Source organism: Janthinobacterium sp. Mn2066, assembly GCF_049319705.1.
GTDB lineage: Bacteria > Pseudomonadota > Gammaproteobacteria > Burkholderiales > Burkholderiaceae_D > Janthinobacterium.
The window spans coordinates 157,484-174,429 of sequence record NZ_JBMOUF010000013.1 but is presented as its reverse complement, the minus strand read 5'-3'; the positions used below and the strand labels follow the sequence as shown (position 1 = coordinate 174,429).

The following is a 16,946-nucleotide window of genomic DNA, read 5'->3' as shown; positions in this document are numbered from 1 at the left end:
TTATCGACTGTTAATTGTTAAAGAACTCAATTCGGTTACTGCTTTCGCGCTATCGACAAAGCGTTGTGTTTGTCAGCCGCGAAGAAGGAAGAGTATGAAGCGTTTAGATCGTTTCGTCAACCTTCTTTTTTCTCTGCTTCACTCTGCATTTGCATGCGTCGTTCAGCGAGGGGGCGAATTATAGCCAAGGCCCGCTCGCCCCGCAAGGGCTATTTATGGATACCGTCCAGCCAGCCCCACTTCACTTCAGCGTGCGTTTTATGCAGCCTGTCGCATCCCCATGGCGCCCCGCCCCAACTTGCGGCAGAGTGGCAACATCAGATTCTGACGTAGAACAACGATAGCGCAAAAAACAATGGGCATTCAGTTAAACTTGCCCGCTGCGTCGATTAACTCTTGCACCTGAAAGCGTCTCCATGTTTCCGATTTCCAGCCCGCCACAATTATTGAAAGCCATCCTCGCCTGGCTGCAGCGGGCATTCGACGCGACCACGACCTGGGTCACCCAATTATCCTGGTGGAAGTTTTTCCTATTTGCCGCCCTGGCCCTGATTGCCGGCTCCATCCTGCAAGATGAGTTGTTCTCGTCTGGCACAGATGAAGAAGTGGTGATCAAGTCGAACAAGCGCGCCAGCAAGGGCAGCAGCGATACGAATATCCTGATCGACGATACGGGCATCCACTTCAATCCACGCAGCAGCAAGAACCGCCGCAGCAGCAGCGCCAGCGAGACACCCGATACAGCAGACACGCCAGACAAGGACGACAACACGGCTGAGGGCGAACCAAGGACGGAGCCGCCGGCACCGCCCAAGCCCCCCGCCCCGCCTGCCAAACCGAATTATCCGGTGACCACCAATGCTTCCGGCGAAGAAGTACATATTGAATTGCCGCCGCAAATCGGCGAGGAACTGTCGAACGCCATTGAGGAAGCCGTGGACGATGCGGCTGAACAAAAGGTGTCGCGTTATCACAAGCAGGCGTCCACCTGGTTCAAGAGCTTTGTGTCCTTGCTGGTACTGGCGCTGTTCGCGATGAAAGCCTTGGTTGGCGGCAAGAAACGGGCGGAAGCGGAAACGGTGACGGCCAATGAAGCGGCAGAACGCGCCTCCATGCAGCGCCAGCTCAGCGAAGCGAAGATGCAGATGATGCAGGCACAAGTCGAGCCGCATTTCCTGTTCAACACCCTCGCCTCGGTCGAACACCTGATCCAGACCGACCCGCCGCGCGCCGCCAAGATGCAGCGCAGCCTGATCCAGTACCTGCGGGCAGTCTTGCCGCAAATGCGGGACAACGCCTTGATCACCAACCTGGGCCGTGAAGCAGACATGGTGCAAGCCTATCTGAACTTGCTCAAGATGCGCATGGAAGAACGCCTGACAGTTGACTTCCAGATACCCGACGGTTTGCGCAGCGCCGCCTTCCCGCCGATGATGCTGCAATCGATGGTGGAAAACGCCATCAAGCATGGCCTGGAAGTCAAACCCGAAGGCGGCACCCTGCGCATCGTGGCCGAAGTGGCCCACAGCAAGCTGCGCGTCACCGTCACCGACGATGGACTCGGCTTTGGCGTTGTCCCCAGCGATGGCACGGGCCTGGGTTTGCCCACCATCCGCGAACGTTTAAAACTGTTGCACGGCGACCAAGGCAGCCTGACCATCACGCCCAATCAACCGAGCGGCGTGTGCGCCGTGATCGAAGTGCCCTATCAACTGTCCAAATAAACAACTGTCCAAATAAGATCACAGAAAATCACGGGGCAGTTGATAAAAACGCTAATCCATTGAATAATCAATTTTCACGAGACACATAAAAACGACTATGCCTACCGCTATTATTGCCGACGACGAAAGACTGATGCGCGACCAGCTGCGTTTGCGCCTGGGCGAAGCCTGGCCCGAACTGGAAATCATCGGCGAAGCCAAGAATGGCGACGAAGCGATCGAGCTGGTCGATCAACTCAAGCCGGACTTTACCTTTCTCGATATCCGCATGCCGGGCAAGACGGGCATGGAGGCGGCGCAGGTAATCGGCAGCAAGAGTCACATCGTCTTCGTCACGGCCTACGATAACCATGCGGTCGAAGCCTTCGAGCGTGGCGCCGTCGACTATGTGCTCAAACCGCCCGAGCACGAACGGCTGGCGGTCACGGTCGAACGATTGAAGACCCATTTGAACAAGCCCGCGCTCGACGTCAACAGCAGCGTGACGGCCATGCTGTCGCAACTTGCGGAAAAAATCACGGCCAAACCCACTTATCTGCAGTGGATACAGGCGAGTATCGGCCAGGATTTGCGCATGATCCCGGTGGAAGAAATCCTGTTCTTCCGCTCGGACGAAAAATATACCTGCGTGCAAACGGCCAAGTACGAGGCGCTGATACGCAAGCCGGTACGCGACCTGGCCGAAGAACTCGATCCCTCGCTGTTCTGGCAAATCCACCGCGCCACGCTGGTCAATGTCAATGCCATCGAAGGTGTCACGCGCGATATCCGCGGACGCCATTTGGTGCTGATCAAAGGCAAGACCGACAAGCTGGAAGTGAGCCGCAGCTTCCTGCACCTGTTCAAGCAAATGTAAAACGCCTTCCCTTCCGCCGCCCGGCGCCCACCGGCGCGGCGCTCCCTGCGCCACATCAAACCGCTTTCCGGGAACTGGCCTAGAGTCGAGTCATTGATTTATTGCGTCATTGATTCGTCGCCAGGAGCAGCCTATGCCGACCCAAGGCAACGCCGGACTGTCACGCTTTTTGCCCTTCGGGCTGGCGGCTTCGCTGGCCGCCATGCTGTATCTGCGCTACCAGGCGCCATCGGCCAGACAGGGCAAAGCACGGCGGGCAGCGCTGATCGACAACATCAGCGCTGCCATCATCAACATCGACAGCCAGCAAATCATCCTGCATGCCAACCGCGCCGCGGCCAGCCTGTTCGGCAGCACGCCAGGGGCCATGAACGGCATGCCGCTGGGACACTACATTCTGCGCGACTTGCGCAACCTGGGCCGCCACGGTGGCGAAGGACCATTCAGCGACATCCGACAGGAATTGCGCCTGGCTGGCCGGCGCGCCACCGATTACACCCTGACCGGCAGACGCGGCGATGGCACCCTGTTTCCGCTGGAAGGCGCGCTATCGGGCATGCAGGAAGGCGAACTGGGCTTGTACACCATCCTCGTGCGCGACATCAGCGCGCGCAAGCAGGTGCATGAGCAGTTGGCCCGCTCCTTTTCGCAATTGCGTGATTTATCAAACGCCCTGCAAACCATCCGTGAAGAAGAGCGCCGGCATATTGCACGCGAGCTGCATGACGACCTGGGGCAACTGCTGGCCACCTTGCGCGTCGACCTGACGTTGGTGCAACAACATGCCGACATGACGCCTGCCCTGCAAAAACTGCTGCTCGGCATGGATGGCTTGCTGGTGACGGCCATCAGTTCATTGCGCCGCATCGCCGGCAACCTGCGGCCACGCGCGCTCGATGAAGGGGGACTCTATTTTGCCCTGCAAAAACTGCGCCAGGATTTTTTACTGCGCCAGACGGTCCACTTCGACTTGCTGGCCGACGAAGCCGAGCTGGTGCTCGATGATATCCGCAGCACGGCCGTCTACCGCATCGTGCAAGAGGCACTGACCAACATCGCGCGCCATGCCGAAGCCAGCCATATCACCATCGCGCTGCACCGCATCGACTCCAGCCTGTCGATTACGATACAGGATGACGGCAAGGGCATTGCCGACCAGGATATGGAAAAAGCAGCGTCGCTGGGCTTGCTGGGCATGCGCGAAAGAGTCTGGGGCTTGAACGGCACCATCCAGATCGGCGCCGACAGCGAATTGCCGGGCACGCGCATCGATATCTTGCTGCCAGTCTATACAGAAGCGGTGGCAGTGGAATAACTGAAGCATCGCCCACAAGCAAAAGGCGCTCCGAAGAGCGCCTTTGCCTGAGGTATCAGATACCGGTAAAACTTAGAACTTGTGCGTCATGCCCAGCTGGTAGACCGATTTTTCGCTGAACTGATCGCGGCCGGCGTAGCCATACACGGCGGTACGCTTCGACAGCGGGTAATCGTAGCCCAGGCCGTAGGCCTTGGCCGTTTCCTTGCCGCTCACGCTGCTGCTGTCTTGCTTTTGTTTTACATAGCTGGCCTTGATCGCGCCGCCGCCGATGTCGTAAGCCAGGCCCAGCAAGAAGTTCTTGAAGGTGCCGGTAGCGGCCACGTCGGTGTCAGCTTTCGAGTAATCGAAGGTGACTTTGGCTGGACCGAATTTGTAGCCGCCACCAACGATCCACAGCTTGGGTTCAGGGATCGCGTTAGCCGCCGACTGCACTTTCTTTTGGTAGCCGGCGTGTGCGCTGGCTGGGCCTTCATCAAACGTGACCAGCGCGCTGAAACCGGAATCCGCATCCTTGATTTCGCTGGCAACATATTGGCCGCTGATGACGAAGCCGCTGAACGATGGGCTGTTGTAGGTGACGGCATTGCTGACGCGCGATACGCCAACCACCGATGCGCTCGGCACAGCCTGGGCGCCATTCGGCGACTGGCCGCCGCGCATGACTGGCTCATTGATCTTGCCGATCACGCCGTAGGTGTTGAATGGATCGACACGCGCCAGGGTGCCGTCGATCAAGTCCTTGGTACGGCCCAGGTACACAGTACCGAAGTTGCCGGTCAGGCCTACCCATGCCTGGCGGTCGAACAAGGTGTTGGTGGTCGCCTGGGCGCCGGTGTCAGCCTTGAATTCGTTTTCCAGATTAAAGATGGCTTTCAAGCCGTTGCCCAGATCTTCCGTGCCTTTGAAACCAATGCGCGAAGCCTGGTTTTCACGTTCCAGCAATGCACCGCCCGTGGTTTTGGCGATACCGAGGTCGACTACGCCGTAGACGGTCACATTCGATTGCGCCTGTGCGGAAGTGGCGAAGGCGCCGATGATCAGTGCTGCCAGAGTAATTTTTTTCACTTGAGATTCTCTATATTAAGTTGGACAAGATTTGTTGCTGCTTGGATACCGAACCGAATCATGCCTAGCAAATGCTTCAACAATATGACAACGACAAGTTGTTGTTTTCTTACACACTTATTTTCACAACTTCTTTACACAACTTGTATAACAACTTCATAAAAGAAACAGACGAAAAAAAACCGCCCGTGGGCGGTCTGGTGCTACGGGACTGGCCAGCCTTATTTCAGGCGGCAGCTCAGCAGCCAGTAATACTCGAGACGCTTCATGCGGATTTCGCGGGCCGCATTGGCAAACTTCTTGCGCAGGTGGCTGTCCGAAGGGAAATTCTTCAGCACTTCATAACGCTCGCCGGCATCCGTCGTGCGGAACTGGTGGGTATTGCCTTCCAGGTCAGTACGCGCGATCACCGTGCTGCTGCCATCGACATAGGAATTGTCGATCAGCACCAGCAAGATATCCTTGCCCAGCTTGCTGCGCAATTGCTTCAGATACTTGTCCTGCTCCTCGCGCTTGACATGCGACCACCAGAAACCGGCGAACACGGCGGTGAATTTGCCCACCAGGTCGTCAGGCAAATTGAAGGCGTCCAGCTTGGAGAAGCTTACGTTGTCCGGCAAGCCGCGTGCCTGGACCAGCGCCAGCATTTCATCATTGATATCGGTGGCCAGCACGGCATCGGCCGTCTCGGCAATCACTTCCGTCCAGTAGCCGGTGCCGCACGCCAGTTCCAGCACGGTGTGGCCTTCCAGGGCGTCGGCGACCTTGTCGCGCAGCACTTCCAGGTCTTCCTGGCGTTCGGGCTTGTCATAGACGCGCTCGTACTGCTGCGCGATGGTGGCGTAATACTGGGCAAGCTGATCGGTAATCATGTTTCTTCTCTTAAATATAGTCCTGGCCAGGCAAAACACCCGGCCTTGTCAGGCGTTGTTATAGTTCGTAATGTTCTTTATCGCCGCTCATCGCCTGTTCTATCAGTTTGCGGTTCAGGGTCGGGGTCAGCAGCTCGATAAAGGTGTAGATATAGCTGCGCAAATAAGCGCCCTGCTTGACGGCCACGCGCGACACATTCATGCCGAACAGGTGGCCCACAGGAATCGCGCGCAAGCCTTTGTCACGCTCGGCATCAAACGCCATACCCGCTATGATACCAATCCCCATGCCCAACTCGACATAAGTCTTGATCACGTCGGCATCGATGGCTTCGAGCAAGACGTCCGGTTTCAAGCCGCGCAGCACGAAAGCATGGTCGATCTTGTTGCGTCCGGCAAACGCGCTGTCATAGGTAATCAGCGGGTAGGCAGCGATTTCTTCCAGGGTCACGGACTTTGATTTCAGCAGCGCATGTTCGGCCGGCACCACCACCACGTGTTCCCACTGGTAACACGGCAAGGTGATCAAGCCATCGATGGCGGCGATCGATTCGGTGGCGATCGCCAGGTCGGCCTGGTCGCGCTGCACCATCTCGGCAATCTGGCGCGGGTTGCCTTGCAGCAATGACAACCGCACCTTGGGAAACTTGAGCATGAAGGCTTGCACCACCTTGGGCAAGGTGTAGCGCGCCTGCGTGTGCGTAGTGGCAATCGTGAAGCTGCCGCTGTCCTGCGCTGCATATTCCTTGCCGATGCGCTTCATGCTATCGATTTCCTGCATCACCAGCTCGACCGATTCCAGCACCAGGCGGCCCGGCTCCGTCAAACCACGGATGCGTTTGCCGTGGCGCGTGAAGATATCCACGCCCAGCTCTTCTTCCAGCTCGATAATGGCTTTCGACACGCCCGGTTGCGACGTAAACAAAGCCTTGGCGGCATCGGTCAGGTTGTAATTCTGCCGGACCGCTTCGCGCACGAAGCGCAGTTGATGGAGGTTCATTGCTGGTTTTGCCCTAGATTGCGGTGATAGACCGGGATTTCCGCCCTACCCATGATTTTACGTTCATGCATATACCCATATCGCATATAAGCAAATGCGTACTTAGTAGTTTGGATTAAACACTAAGTTTATTACTATTGTCGGTACTTTGGGGGTACAAGCATGACTTTGTCTTATATAGTCTCCGGTTTTACCGTTGGATTCCTGCCGGAACCACCGTTGATTGCCTGGAGCACGACAGCGTGCCGGCATCCCCATGCTTTATCGATGGCCACGACCTTGAACAGCATCGCCGTGGCGCTACTCTGAAGCTACTCGATGCGAGAGTGTGAGAGCGCAGTAAAAAATAGCGACAGTAAAAAATATAACCCAGGCAATCTTCCAGCACCCCGGCTTTTAGGACTCGATATGTACCACTACGATCAGTATGACCACCTCATCGTCAAAGAACGCATCGCGCAATACCGCGACCAGGTTGCACGCCGTATCGCCAATGAACTGACGGAAGAGGAATTCATTCCGCTGCGCCTGCAAAACGGCCTGTACATGCAGCGCCACGCCTACATGCTGCGCATCGCCGTGCCGTACGGCTTGCTGTCGTCCAAGCAGATGCGCATGTTTGCCCATATCGCGCGCAAATACGACCGTGGTTATGGCCACTTCACCACGCGCCAGAATATCCAGTTCAACTGGATCGAGCTGGAACAGACGCCCGATATCCTGACCGACCTGGCCTCGGTGGAAATGCACGCGATCCAGACCTCGGGTAACTGTATCCGTAATACAACATCCGATCCGTTTGCCGGCGTCGCGGCCGATGAAATCATCGATCCGCGCCCGTATGCGGAAGTGCTGCGCCAGTGGAGTACTTTCCATCCCGAGTTTATCGCCCTGCCCCGCAAATTCAAGGTCGCCATCAATGGCGCCGAAGAAGACCGCGCCGCCATCGCCGTGCATGACATCGGCTTGACGGCCGTGCGCAATGACGCCGGCGAAGTGGGCTTCAAGGTGATGGCCGGCGGCGGCATGGGCCGCACGCCTATCCTGGGCAGCGTGGTGCGCGAGTTCCTGCCGTGGCAGCACTTGCTGACCTATGTGCAGGCCATCATGCGCGTGTACAACCTGCACGGCCGCCGCGACAACAAATACAAGGCACGCATCAAGATCTTGCTCAAGGCCATCGGCGTGGAAGAATTCACGCGCCAGGTGGAAGCAGAGTGGGCCGACCTGAAGGATGGTGCGGAAACCCTGACGGTCGAGGAAATGCAGCGCGTGGCCGACTTCTTCCAGCCACCGGCGTACGCCACCCTGCCGGACCTCGATTACGCAGGCGAACACGCCGACAACAAGGCGTACACCAACTGGCTGGTCCGCAACGTCAAGCCGCACCAGCGCCCCGGCTACGTGGCGGTAGTACTGTCGCTGAAGAAAACCGGCGTGCCGCCCGGCGATGCAACGGCCGAGCAGATCGACTTCGTGGCCGATTTGTCCGATCGCTACAGCTTTGGCGAATTGCGCGTCACGCACGAACAAAACCTGGTGCTGGCCGACGTGGAACAGTCGAAACTGTTCACATTGTGGCAGGAAGCCAAGGCGCACGGCCTGGCCACGCCGAATATCGGCTTGCTGACCGACATGATCTGCTGCCCCGGCGGCGATTTCTGCTCGCTGGCCAATGCCAAGTCGCTGCCGATCGCGGCCGCGATTGCGGAACGTTTCGACAGCATCGACTTCCAGCACGACATCGGTGAAATCGAACTGAATATTTCCGGCTGCATCAATGCCTGCGGCCACCACCACGTGGGCAGCATCGGCATCCTCGGCGTCGACAAGGATGGCAGCGAATGGTATCAAGTGTCGATCGGCGGCGCGCAGGGCAACCACGCCGCCATCGGCAAGATCATCGGACCATCGTTCTCCGCCTTGCAAATGCCGGAAGTCATCGCGCGCCTGCTGCACGTCTACGTGCGCGACCGCTACGAAGACGAACGTTTCGTCGACACGGCCCAGCGCCTGGGCCTGGCGCCGTTCAAGGAACACGTATATGCAACGCCGATCACCGTCGGCAACCTGGTGGGGGAAGACGAATATGTTTGAAGTACGCGAAGAAATCATCAAGAACGCCGCCGTGGTGGCCAATGACTGGGGCTTGCTGCGCCTGGACGAGGGCGACACGCCGGAAACGGTGGTCGTGCCAGCCGGCAAGGCCATCGTGCCCCTGAGCGTATGGAAAGCGCAGCGCGACACCTTGGCTGCGCGCCTGCCCGAGATCGGCGTGTGGCTGGCCAGCGACGAGCGGCCCGAAGAACTGGCGGCCGATGTACAGCAATTGCCAGTAATCGCCATCGACTTCCCGAAATTCACCGATGGCCGCGGTTATTCGATCGCGTTCAATTTGCGCGCCCGCCTTGCCTACACGGGCGAATTGCGCGCCATCGGCGACGTGCTGCGCGACCAGCTGTTTTCCATGCACAGGGTCGGTTTCGACGCGTATGCCACGCGCCCGGACCGCAGCATCCATGACGCCCTGAAAGGCTTGTCCGTGTTTTCGGAAACCTACCAGGCGTCGTGGGACCAGAAGTCGCCGCTGTTCCGCCGCCACCACCGTGAAGGCCAGAATCCTGACCTTGACAACGCGGCAGGTATTTAAGGCTACATCATGAGTGATCTTGCTACTTTAATCGACGCTACCCAGCAAACGCTGACACGCATCGCTGCCGAGTTCTCGCCAGCCGTGTTTGCGTCCAGCCTGGCAGCCGAAGACATGGTGCTGACCGACATGATCCTGAAAGCAAAGCTGCCTATCGGCATCTTTTCTCTGGAAACGGGCCGGCTGCACCAGCAAACCCTGGCCGTGCTGGACAAGGTAAAACAGCATTACGAGCATGATATCGTGCTGTACCGCCCGCAAGCCGAGGCCGTGGCCAGCTACGTGGAACAGCACGGCTTGAACGCGTTTTACAACAGCGTCGAGATGCGCCGCGAATGCTGCCGCATCCGCAAGGTCGAGCCGCTGGGACGGGCTTTGGCCGGCAACAAGGCCTGGGTCACGGGCCAGCGCCGGGCCCAGTCGACCACGCGCGCCGAACTGCACGTGCAGGAAGAGGATGCGGCGCACGCCATGACGAAATTCAATCCGCTGGCCGACTGGTCGGAAGAAGACGTGTGGGCGTATATCCGCGCCAACGACGTGCCGTACAACGCGCTGCACGACCAGGGTTATCCATCGATCGGCTGCGAACCATGCACGCGCGCCATCGAACCGGGCGAAGATGTACGCGCCGGACGCTGGTGGTGGGAAAACCCCGATTCCAAGGAATGCGGCTTGCACATGGTGGACGGCAAGTTGATACGCATCAAATCCGTGACAGCCTGAACAGACATAAGCAGCAGAACCAGAAAGCATCCAATATGAGCAATATTTTGAACCAGCGTCACCTCGACAGCCTTGAATCGGAAGCCATCCACATCTTGCGCGAAGTGGCGGCCGAATCGGCCAACCCCGCCCTGCTGTTCTCGGGCGGCAAGGATTCCGTCGTCCTGCTGCGTTTGGCCGAGAAGGCCTTCCGTCCAGGCAAGTTCCCCTTTCCCCTGGTGCATATCGACACGGGCCACAATTTCCCGGAAGTGATTACCTTCCGCGATAAAAAAGTGGCGCAGCTGGGCGAACGCCTGATCGTCGGCTCGGTCGAAGAGTCGATCAAACGGGGCACGGTGCGCCTGCGCAACCCGGCCACCGATTCACGCAACGCCGCGCAAGCGGTGACCTTGCTGGAAACCATCGCCGAACACGGCTTTGACGCCTGCATCGGCGGCGCCCGCCGCGATGAAGAAAAAGCCCGCGCCAAGGAACGCATTTTTTCCTTCCGCGACGAATTCGGCGCCTGGGACCCGAAAGCCCAGCGCCCGGAACTGTGGGACTTGTATAACACCCGCGTCCACCCCGGTGAAAACATGCGCGTCTTCCCCATTTCGAATTGGACCGAACTGGACGTGTGGCAATACATCGCCCGCGAGCAACTGGAATTGCCGCCGATCTATTTCGCCCACGAACGCCAGGTGATCCCGCGCAACGGTTTATTGGTGCCGCTGACCGAGCTGACACCGCCGCGCGATGGCGAAACGGTGGAAACGCAGGTCGTGCGCTTCCGCACCGTCGGCGATATTTCGTGCACCTGCCCCGTCTCGTCGGATGCGGCGACAGTCGACGCCATCATTGCCGAAACGGCAATCACGCAAATCACGGAACGGGGCGCCACCCGCATGGACGACCAGACCTCCGAAGCCTCGATGGAAAAACGCAAGAAAGCAGGGTATTTCTAATGAACGCAGCAGTCCTGAACACCACCTCTACCGACAGCCTGGAGCGCGGCATGCTGCGCTTTATCACGGCCGGTTCCGTCGATGACGGCAAGAGCACCCTGATCGGCCGTTTGCTGTTCGACAGCAAGGGCATCTTCGCCGACCAGCTCGACGCCATGTCGCGCTCCAAGCACAAGCGCACGGTGGGCGACACGGTCGACCTGTCGCTGCTGACGGATGGCCTGGAAGCGGAACGCGAACAAGGCATCACCATCGACGTGGCCTACCGCTACTTCGCCACGCCGAAACGCAAATTCATCATCGCCGACACGCCGGGCCATGAACAGTACACGCGCAATATGGTCACCGGCGCTTCCACCGCCGACGCGGTGATCATCCTGATCGACGTGTCGAAAGTCAAACTGGGCGACGACGGCAGCGTGGAATTGCTGATCCAGACCAAGCGCCATTCGACGATTGCCCATTTGCTGCAGATCGAGCACGTGGTGGTTGCCGTCAACAAGATGGACCTGGTTGACTACGATCAAACGGTGTACGACCGCATCGTGGCTGCCTACCGTGCATTTGCCCAGTCGCTGGGCCTGAAAGACATCACGCCGATTCCGCTGTCGGCCCTGACCGGCGACAACGTGGTCGAGCGCGGCGACAAGCTGGGCTGGTACACGGGGCCGACCCTGATCGAGCTGCTGGAGTCCTTGTCCGTCTACGATGAATCGCACGACGCGCCCTTCCGCTTCCCGGTGCAGCTGGTGGCGCGCCACAACGGCCATGAAGCGAACGACTTCCGCGGCTACATGGGCCGCATCGAGGCGGGCAAGGTCAGCGTGGGCGACACGCTGGTGGTCCAGCCTTCGGGCCAGAACGCCACCGTCAAGGACATCGTCACCCTGGATGGCTCGCTGCCCTCGGCCGTGGTGGGCCAGTCGGTGACCTTGCTGCTGAACGAATACCTGGACATTTCACGCGGCGACCTGCTGGCCAGCAGCGACCGCCCGGCAACCCTGCTGAAACAGGTGGTGGCCGACGTGTGCTGGCTGTCCGAAGACGGGCTGGACCTGCGCCGCAAATACTGGATCAAGCACGGCACGAAACAGACGGCGGCCAAGGTCACTCTGATCGACTCCATCCTCGACATCAACACGCAGCAGCGCCACCCGGCAGACGGCTTGAAACTGAACGACATCGCGCGCATCAGCTTGAACGTGCAGCAGCCGCTGGCGGCCGACGCCTACGCCGATATCCGCGCCACGGGCGCGTTTATCCTGATCGATGAAGTCACCCACCAAACCGTCGCGGCCGGCATGGTTAGGCTCGGCTAAGGAAGACAACACCATGAACAGCTCCCCATCTTCACTCCCTGGCAAAGTCTATCTGATCGGTGCCGGCCCCGGCGCGCAAGACCTGATGACACTGCGCGGCGCGCGCCTGCTGGCGCAGGCCGACGTGGTGCTGCACGATGCACTGGTCACCGAAGAGATGCTGGAGCTGTGCCCGCAGGCGCAGAAAATCCTGGTCGGCAAGCGCTGCGGCCAGTTGTCGACGGCGCAGGCGTTCATCAACAAGCAGCTGGTCGACAACGCCCGCAAGCACGCCATCGTGGTGCGCCTGAAAGGCGGCGACCCGATGCTGTTCGGCCGCGCCGATGAAGAATTGCGCGCACTCGAAGAAGCCGGCATTGAAGTGGAAGTGGTACCCGGCATTACCACCGCGCTGGCCGCCGCCGCCGCCACCTTGCAGCCGCTGACCAAGCGTGGCGTTTCGCGCAGCGTGGCCTTTTTTACGTCCAGCACGGCGCCGGACCAGCCGGAGCAAGCGGCGATCCCCGACTGCGACACCCTGGTGCAATACATGGGCGGGCGCGAAGCGATCGCCACGGCGCAGCGCCTGCTGGCCCAGGGCCGGCCTGCCGATACGCCGGTGGTCGTCATCGAAAACTGCAGCCGCCCCGAACAGCGCATTACCCGCATGGCGCTGGGCGGGCTGGCGCAAGGCCTGGGCGCCACGCAAGGTCCGGTGCTGGTGATGCTGGGTCAAGCGATGGCCACGCGGGCCACGCAAAGCGTGGACCTGCCCAAGCTGGCCTTGCGCGCCTAGGCTGATTCCAGTTCGAACGAGGAAGGCTGCGGCAGCAGCTGCTGCAAGGTAGCTGCCACGCGTAACAATCTCGGATCATCGTCTTCCGCCTCGTCGCAGGTATCGTTGATGCAGAAAAAAGGCAGTTGACCGAAGCGCCGCAACAATTGACCCAACGCCTCAGGGGCATCGTCGGCGCCGCTGGCGACATGCAGCGGGTCGAGCACCTGCTGGCGCGCATGGCCCATATACACCATCCAGCGCGGCACCAGGTCCGGCAGCAAGGCCGGATTTTGCCAGGAGCGGAACGTACTCTGGCGCACATTGATGAACAGTTCCGGCGCCAGCGCTTCCAGCTCGTGCAGGACGCTTTTCAGCATGGGCCGCGGCGCATGCGCATACAGGCAAGGCGCGTGCACATAACCGGCATACTTTGCCGACAGCCAGTGCCGCGACAAGGTGGCGCAATTGACGGGCGCCGCCACATCGGGGCGCAAATCATCAAACGATGGTGCAGTTTCGCCTTCGACAAACACATTCACGCCTGCCGCTTCCCCGCCAAACCACAGCGCGGGCTCGAACGGCGCCCCCAGGAACACATCGTCATTGAAATACAGGAACTGCTCGGACAGGCCGGGGATATGGTGCAGGTACGATTCGATATGGCCGGAATCGAATACAGGCAGCGCGGCGGCCGGCATCAGGCTGGCGTGATCAATCACGCTCAAGCGCGTCGAGGCACGCAACCAGGCCGGCACCTGGCGGTCCGTCACCAGATAGATATGGCCGTGGCCGGGGAAGAATTGCTCCAGCGCCCGCAGGTTGTAGCGCAGCTCGCCATTGTCGCGGTAGCGGCCCGCCACATTGCCATGCAGGGCCAGCGTGCCCGCATGTGCTTCGCTCCACGCCGCATACGCCTGCTGCCGGCGCGTCTGCCAGGCCGGGTCGGCGCCATCGACCCACAGATACACGATATCGATCGCGCTCAAGCGTCGCTGGGTGAACCGGGAGCGGCCACGCAGTAGTCGGCGATGGCGGCCAGCACCTGGGCATTCTCGCCCACGGCCTCGACCACCTTCAGGCGCAGGCGTGGATGAGCGTGGCGCAATTGTTCGGCCAGCAGCGGCAGATCGCGCAGCACATGGCCGCCCTGCCCCAGGAAGACGGGCACCACGGTGACGTCCAGCGTGCCCTCGCCGGGCAAGTCCGCCAGCAGCGACTGCACCAGTTCGGGCAGGCGCGGCGTCATCAGTTCAAGGAAGGCCAGGTGCACGTTTGTGTCGGGCAAACGCGCTTGCGTCAAGTCGCGCAGGCGCTCGAAGGGCGCGGCCCAGGAAGCGGCGCGCGCGCCATGCGCGAACAGGACCAGCGCCTGCTGTTCGTTAGGCTGAGTACCCATCAATGCCGCTCCACCCACCATAGTGCCCCCAGCGCCAGCAGCAGATACAGGGCGCTCGGCGCCACGGCCGTCAAAAAGGCCGGCCAGGTACTGAGCAAGCCCAGATGCGAGAACAGGGTGTTGACCAGCATGAAGCTCACGCCGATCATGATGCCGATGAAGATCTTCAGGCTGATGCCGCCGCTGCGCGTATGCATGTAGGCGAACGGCAGCGCCAGCGCCATCAGCACGAAAATGGCCAGCGGATCGATCAGTTTTTTCCAGAAGGCGATGCGGAAACGCTCCGTTTCCTGCTTGTTCTCGGCCAGGTGGCGCGTGTACACGGCCAGTTCGCTGGCCGACATGCGGTCGGGATCGGAGGACGACACGGTCAGGATCTTCGGCGTCACTTCCGACACCATGTCCTTGCTGGCGCTTTTCACGGTTTTCACCAGGCTGGTTTCCTGGCCATAGTAATTTTCCAGCCGGGGCTCATAGCCAGGCTTGACGGTGGCGCTATTCGAGAACGATGTTTCCGTCACATCCAGCAGCCGCCAGACATTCTGTCCCTGGTAAGTGGCGCTGGCGGCGATGATCAGGCTGCGCAAGCGCATGCTGGCATCGAACTCGTACAGCTTGACGTTTTTCAGCTGGCCATCCGGGCGCGCCTCGCCCACGTTGAAGAAGCGCGAGCCGGTGACGGTGCCCGTCAGGCCGTCGCTCTTGACCATGTCCTTGGTCCACAGGCCGGAACGGAACTCGCTCGATACAGCCGCCCCGCTGGACGCGAGCTTGAGCCGTTCGGCCAGCGGCTCCGTGCGCGGCGTGATCAACTCGCCAAAGATGAAGGTCACGACGACGAAGACGACGCCGATGCGGAACAGGAAACCGGCCGCCATGGCGGTCGACATGCTCGACGCGCGCATGATGGTGAATTCGGAACTGGCGGCAAACTGCGCCATCGTATAGATGGTGCCGATCAGCGCCGCAATCGGCATCACCTCGTACACGTGGCCCGGCACCAGCACCAGCACATACAGAAACGCGTACTGGATGCTATAACCGTTCTTGCCCACCTTGGGCAGCTCGCCCGTCAGGTCAATAAAGGCCTGCAGCGCCAGAAAGGCCAGCAGGACGAAGAACACCGCCTGAAATATCGAGACGGCGAAATAGCGCTGTAAAATCTTCATTTCGGATCCGCTTTTTTACATGGGTTGCCACTGCGGCGAGCACGCTTGAAGGACGCCAGCAGCACCAGCGGATGGTAGCGGTGATTCACATTCAGGCGCCAGGCGAACAGGGCCACCACGGCCAGTGCCGCCAGCAGGTGCAAGGGCCACCATGCCACGCCAAAGCCCACGCGCCCCTGTTTCACGCTGGCCTCGGCCACCTTGATCAGGTTACTGTAGGTGAAAAAGATCAGCAGCGCCACGATCAGGTTGGCCGAGCTGCCGGCGCGCGGATTGACGAAGCCCAGCGGGATGGCCAGCAGGATCAGCATCAGGGCAATCAGCGGCGCGCTGACCCGCCATAGCAATTCGGCCATGGTGAAGGGGTTCGGATCGCGCACCAGCGCCATGGTGCTCATGGCGCGCACGCCCAGGTCGGCGCCCAGGTCCTGCTGCTTGCTTTCGATGCGCATGATGTACTGCTCGAATTCCATGGTCTGGAAATCGGGCTGGGTCGGCGTGCCCTGGTAGCGGCGGCCATTCTTGAGCACCAGGAAGCGCTCGCCCTTGGCATCGGTATTGATCACGCCTTCCCTGGCGACCACCACCACGGCGCTGCCCTTGTCATCGACGGTATTGACGAAAACATTGTGCACCAGGTTTTTCTCGCCGCTGGCGCCTTCAACGAAAAAGATACGGTTGCTGCCGGCCGATTCGCGGAACTGGCCCGGCGTGACTTTTTGCAAATCTTCGCGTTTTTCAAAGCGCGTGACGTATTCATCGCTTTTTTTCTGCGCCCATGGCGTGGCGTACAGGCTCAGGACGGCGGTCAGCAGCACCAGCGGCAGGCCGAAGCTGAGCACGGGCCGTATCCAGCGCCGCAGGCTCAGGCCCGAGGCAAACCACACCACCATTTCCGATTCGCGGTAGCTGCGCGTGACGACCATCAGCACCGCGATGAAACCGGTGAGGATGAGGATCGTGGGCAGCTGCATCAGCGCGGAAAAGACGATCAGGGACAGCACGTCGGAGGAGGCGATCTTGCCGCCGGCGGCCTTGCCGAGTATGCCGATCAGCATCCAGGTGAGCAGGATGCTGAATAAAACAGTGAAGGTGGCCCCGGCGGCACTAGCCAATTCACGTCGAAGGGCGCGTTGAAAGATCATTC

At 60.0% G+C, this 16,946-nt stretch carries 16 protein-coding genes; 9 read left to right on the top strand and 7 right to left on the bottom strand.

Going from position 1 to position 16,946, the window contains the following annotated elements; all coding sequences use genetic code 11:
• Nucleotides 1-416: 416 nt before the first annotated feature.
• From ACL9RI_RS23575 to ACL9RI_RS23565, 3 genes are all read left to right on the top strand, one after another.
• On the top strand, nucleotides 417-1,724 hold the full coding sequence (locus tag ACL9RI_RS23575) for a sensor histidine kinase (protein WP_422728912.1): 1,308 nt from the start codon (nucleotides 417-419) through the stop codon (nucleotides 1,722-1,724).
• Between the two features lie 97 nt (nucleotides 1,725-1,821).
• Nucleotides 1,822-2,580 (top strand): LytR/AlgR family response regulator transcription factor, encoded by a 759-nt coding sequence (locus ACL9RI_RS23570; protein WP_422728911.1) that lies wholly within the window; start codon nucleotides 1,822-1,824, stop codon nucleotides 2,578-2,580.
• A 133-nt stretch (nucleotides 2,581-2,713) separates the two neighbouring features.
• On the top strand, nucleotides 2,714-3,895 hold the full coding sequence (locus ACL9RI_RS23565) for a PAS domain-containing sensor histidine kinase (protein ID WP_422728910.1): 1,182 nt from the start codon (nucleotides 2,714-2,716) through the stop codon (nucleotides 3,893-3,895).
• A 72-nt stretch (nucleotides 3,896-3,967) separates the two neighbouring features.
• Here ACL9RI_RS23565 and ACL9RI_RS23560 read toward each other — a convergent pair whose 3' ends face one another.
• The 3 genes from ACL9RI_RS23560 to ACL9RI_RS23550 form a co-directional block, all read right to left on the bottom strand.
• On the bottom strand, nucleotides 3,968-4,963 hold the full coding sequence (locus ACL9RI_RS23560) for a porin (protein ID WP_422728909.1): 996 nt from the start codon (nucleotides 4,961-4,963) through the stop codon (nucleotides 3,968-3,970).
• A gap of 221 nt (nucleotides 4,964-5,184) precedes the next feature.
• Entirely contained in the window at nucleotides 5,185-5,835 is a 651-nt protein-coding gene (locus ACL9RI_RS23555) for a class I SAM-dependent methyltransferase (RefSeq protein WP_422728908.1), read from the bottom strand.
• Between the two features lie 58 nt (nucleotides 5,836-5,893).
• On the bottom strand, nucleotides 5,894-6,835 hold the full coding sequence (locus tag ACL9RI_RS23550; protein ID WP_422728907.1) for a CysB family HTH-type transcriptional regulator: 942 nt from the start codon (nucleotides 6,833-6,835) through the stop codon (nucleotides 5,894-5,896).
• 408 nt (nucleotides 6,836-7,243) lie between these two features.
• Between ACL9RI_RS23550 and ACL9RI_RS23545 the strand changes: the two genes are divergently transcribed.
• Genes ACL9RI_RS23545 through cobA form a run of 6 tightly spaced genes read left to right on the top strand, consistent with a single transcriptional unit; the run spans nucleotide 7,244 to nucleotide 13,252 of the window.
• The gene (locus ACL9RI_RS23545) at nucleotides 7,244-8,932 is read left to right on the top strand and encodes a nitrite/sulfite reductase (protein WP_422728906.1); all 1,689 of its coding nucleotides are present in this window, start codon (nucleotides 7,244-7,246) and stop codon (nucleotides 8,930-8,932) included.
• Nucleotides 8,925-9,485: a DUF934 domain-containing protein gene (locus tag ACL9RI_RS23540; protein ID WP_422728905.1), complete on the top strand. Its 561-nt coding sequence runs from the start codon at nucleotides 8,925-8,927 to the stop codon at nucleotides 9,483-9,485. Before ACL9RI_RS23545 ends, ACL9RI_RS23540 begins: the two co-directional genes overlap by 8 nt.
• 9 nt (nucleotides 9,486-9,494) lie before the next feature.
• The gene (locus tag ACL9RI_RS23535) at nucleotides 9,495-10,211 is read left to right on the top strand and encodes a phosphoadenylyl-sulfate reductase (protein ID WP_422728904.1); all 717 of its coding nucleotides are present in this window, start codon (nucleotides 9,495-9,497) and stop codon (nucleotides 10,209-10,211) included.
• Nucleotides 10,154-11,158 (top strand): sulfate adenylyltransferase subunit CysD, encoded by a 1,005-nt coding sequence (gene cysD, locus ACL9RI_RS23530; protein ID WP_422728903.1) that lies wholly within the window; start codon nucleotides 10,154-10,156, stop codon nucleotides 11,156-11,158. Before ACL9RI_RS23535 ends, cysD begins: the two co-directional genes overlap by 58 nt.
• On the top strand, nucleotides 11,158-12,477 hold the full coding sequence (locus ACL9RI_RS23525; protein WP_422728902.1) for a sulfate adenylyltransferase subunit 1: 1,320 nt from the start codon (nucleotides 11,158-11,160) through the stop codon (nucleotides 12,475-12,477). Before cysD ends, ACL9RI_RS23525 begins: the two co-directional genes overlap by 1 nt.
• Nucleotides 12,478-12,490: 13 nt before the next feature.
• A complete protein-coding gene (gene cobA, locus ACL9RI_RS23520; protein ID WP_422728901.1) occupies nucleotides 12,491-13,252 on the top strand; it encodes a uroporphyrinogen-III C-methyltransferase in 762 nt (253 codons plus the stop codon).
• Here the strand turns inward: cobA and ACL9RI_RS23515 are convergent.
• From ACL9RI_RS23515 to lptF, 4 genes are read right to left on the bottom strand one after another with little or no spacing between them, the layout of a single operon-like run.
• Nucleotides 13,249-14,220, bottom strand: a complete 972-nt coding sequence (locus ACL9RI_RS23515; RefSeq protein WP_422728900.1) for a Stealth CR1 domain-containing protein — start codon at nucleotides 14,218-14,220, stop codon at nucleotides 13,249-13,251. The genes cobA and ACL9RI_RS23515 overlap by 4 nt on opposite strands.
• Nucleotides 14,217-14,630 (bottom strand): sirohydrochlorin chelatase, encoded by a 414-nt coding sequence (locus ACL9RI_RS23510; RefSeq protein WP_422728899.1) that lies wholly within the window; start codon nucleotides 14,628-14,630, stop codon nucleotides 14,217-14,219. The genes ACL9RI_RS23515 and ACL9RI_RS23510 overlap by 4 nt, the downstream gene beginning before the upstream one ends.
• Nucleotides 14,630-15,799 (bottom strand): LPS export ABC transporter permease LptG, encoded by a 1,170-nt coding sequence (gene lptG, locus ACL9RI_RS23505; protein ID WP_422728898.1) that lies wholly within the window; start codon nucleotides 15,797-15,799, stop codon nucleotides 14,630-14,632. The genes ACL9RI_RS23510 and lptG overlap by 1 nt, the downstream gene beginning before the upstream one ends.
• On the bottom strand, nucleotides 15,796-16,944 hold the full coding sequence (lptF, locus tag ACL9RI_RS23500; RefSeq protein WP_422728897.1) for an LPS export ABC transporter permease LptF: 1,149 nt from the start codon (nucleotides 16,942-16,944) through the stop codon (nucleotides 15,796-15,798). Before lptF ends, lptG begins: the two co-directional genes overlap by 4 nt.
• Nucleotides 16,945-16,946 lie beyond the last annotated feature (2 nt).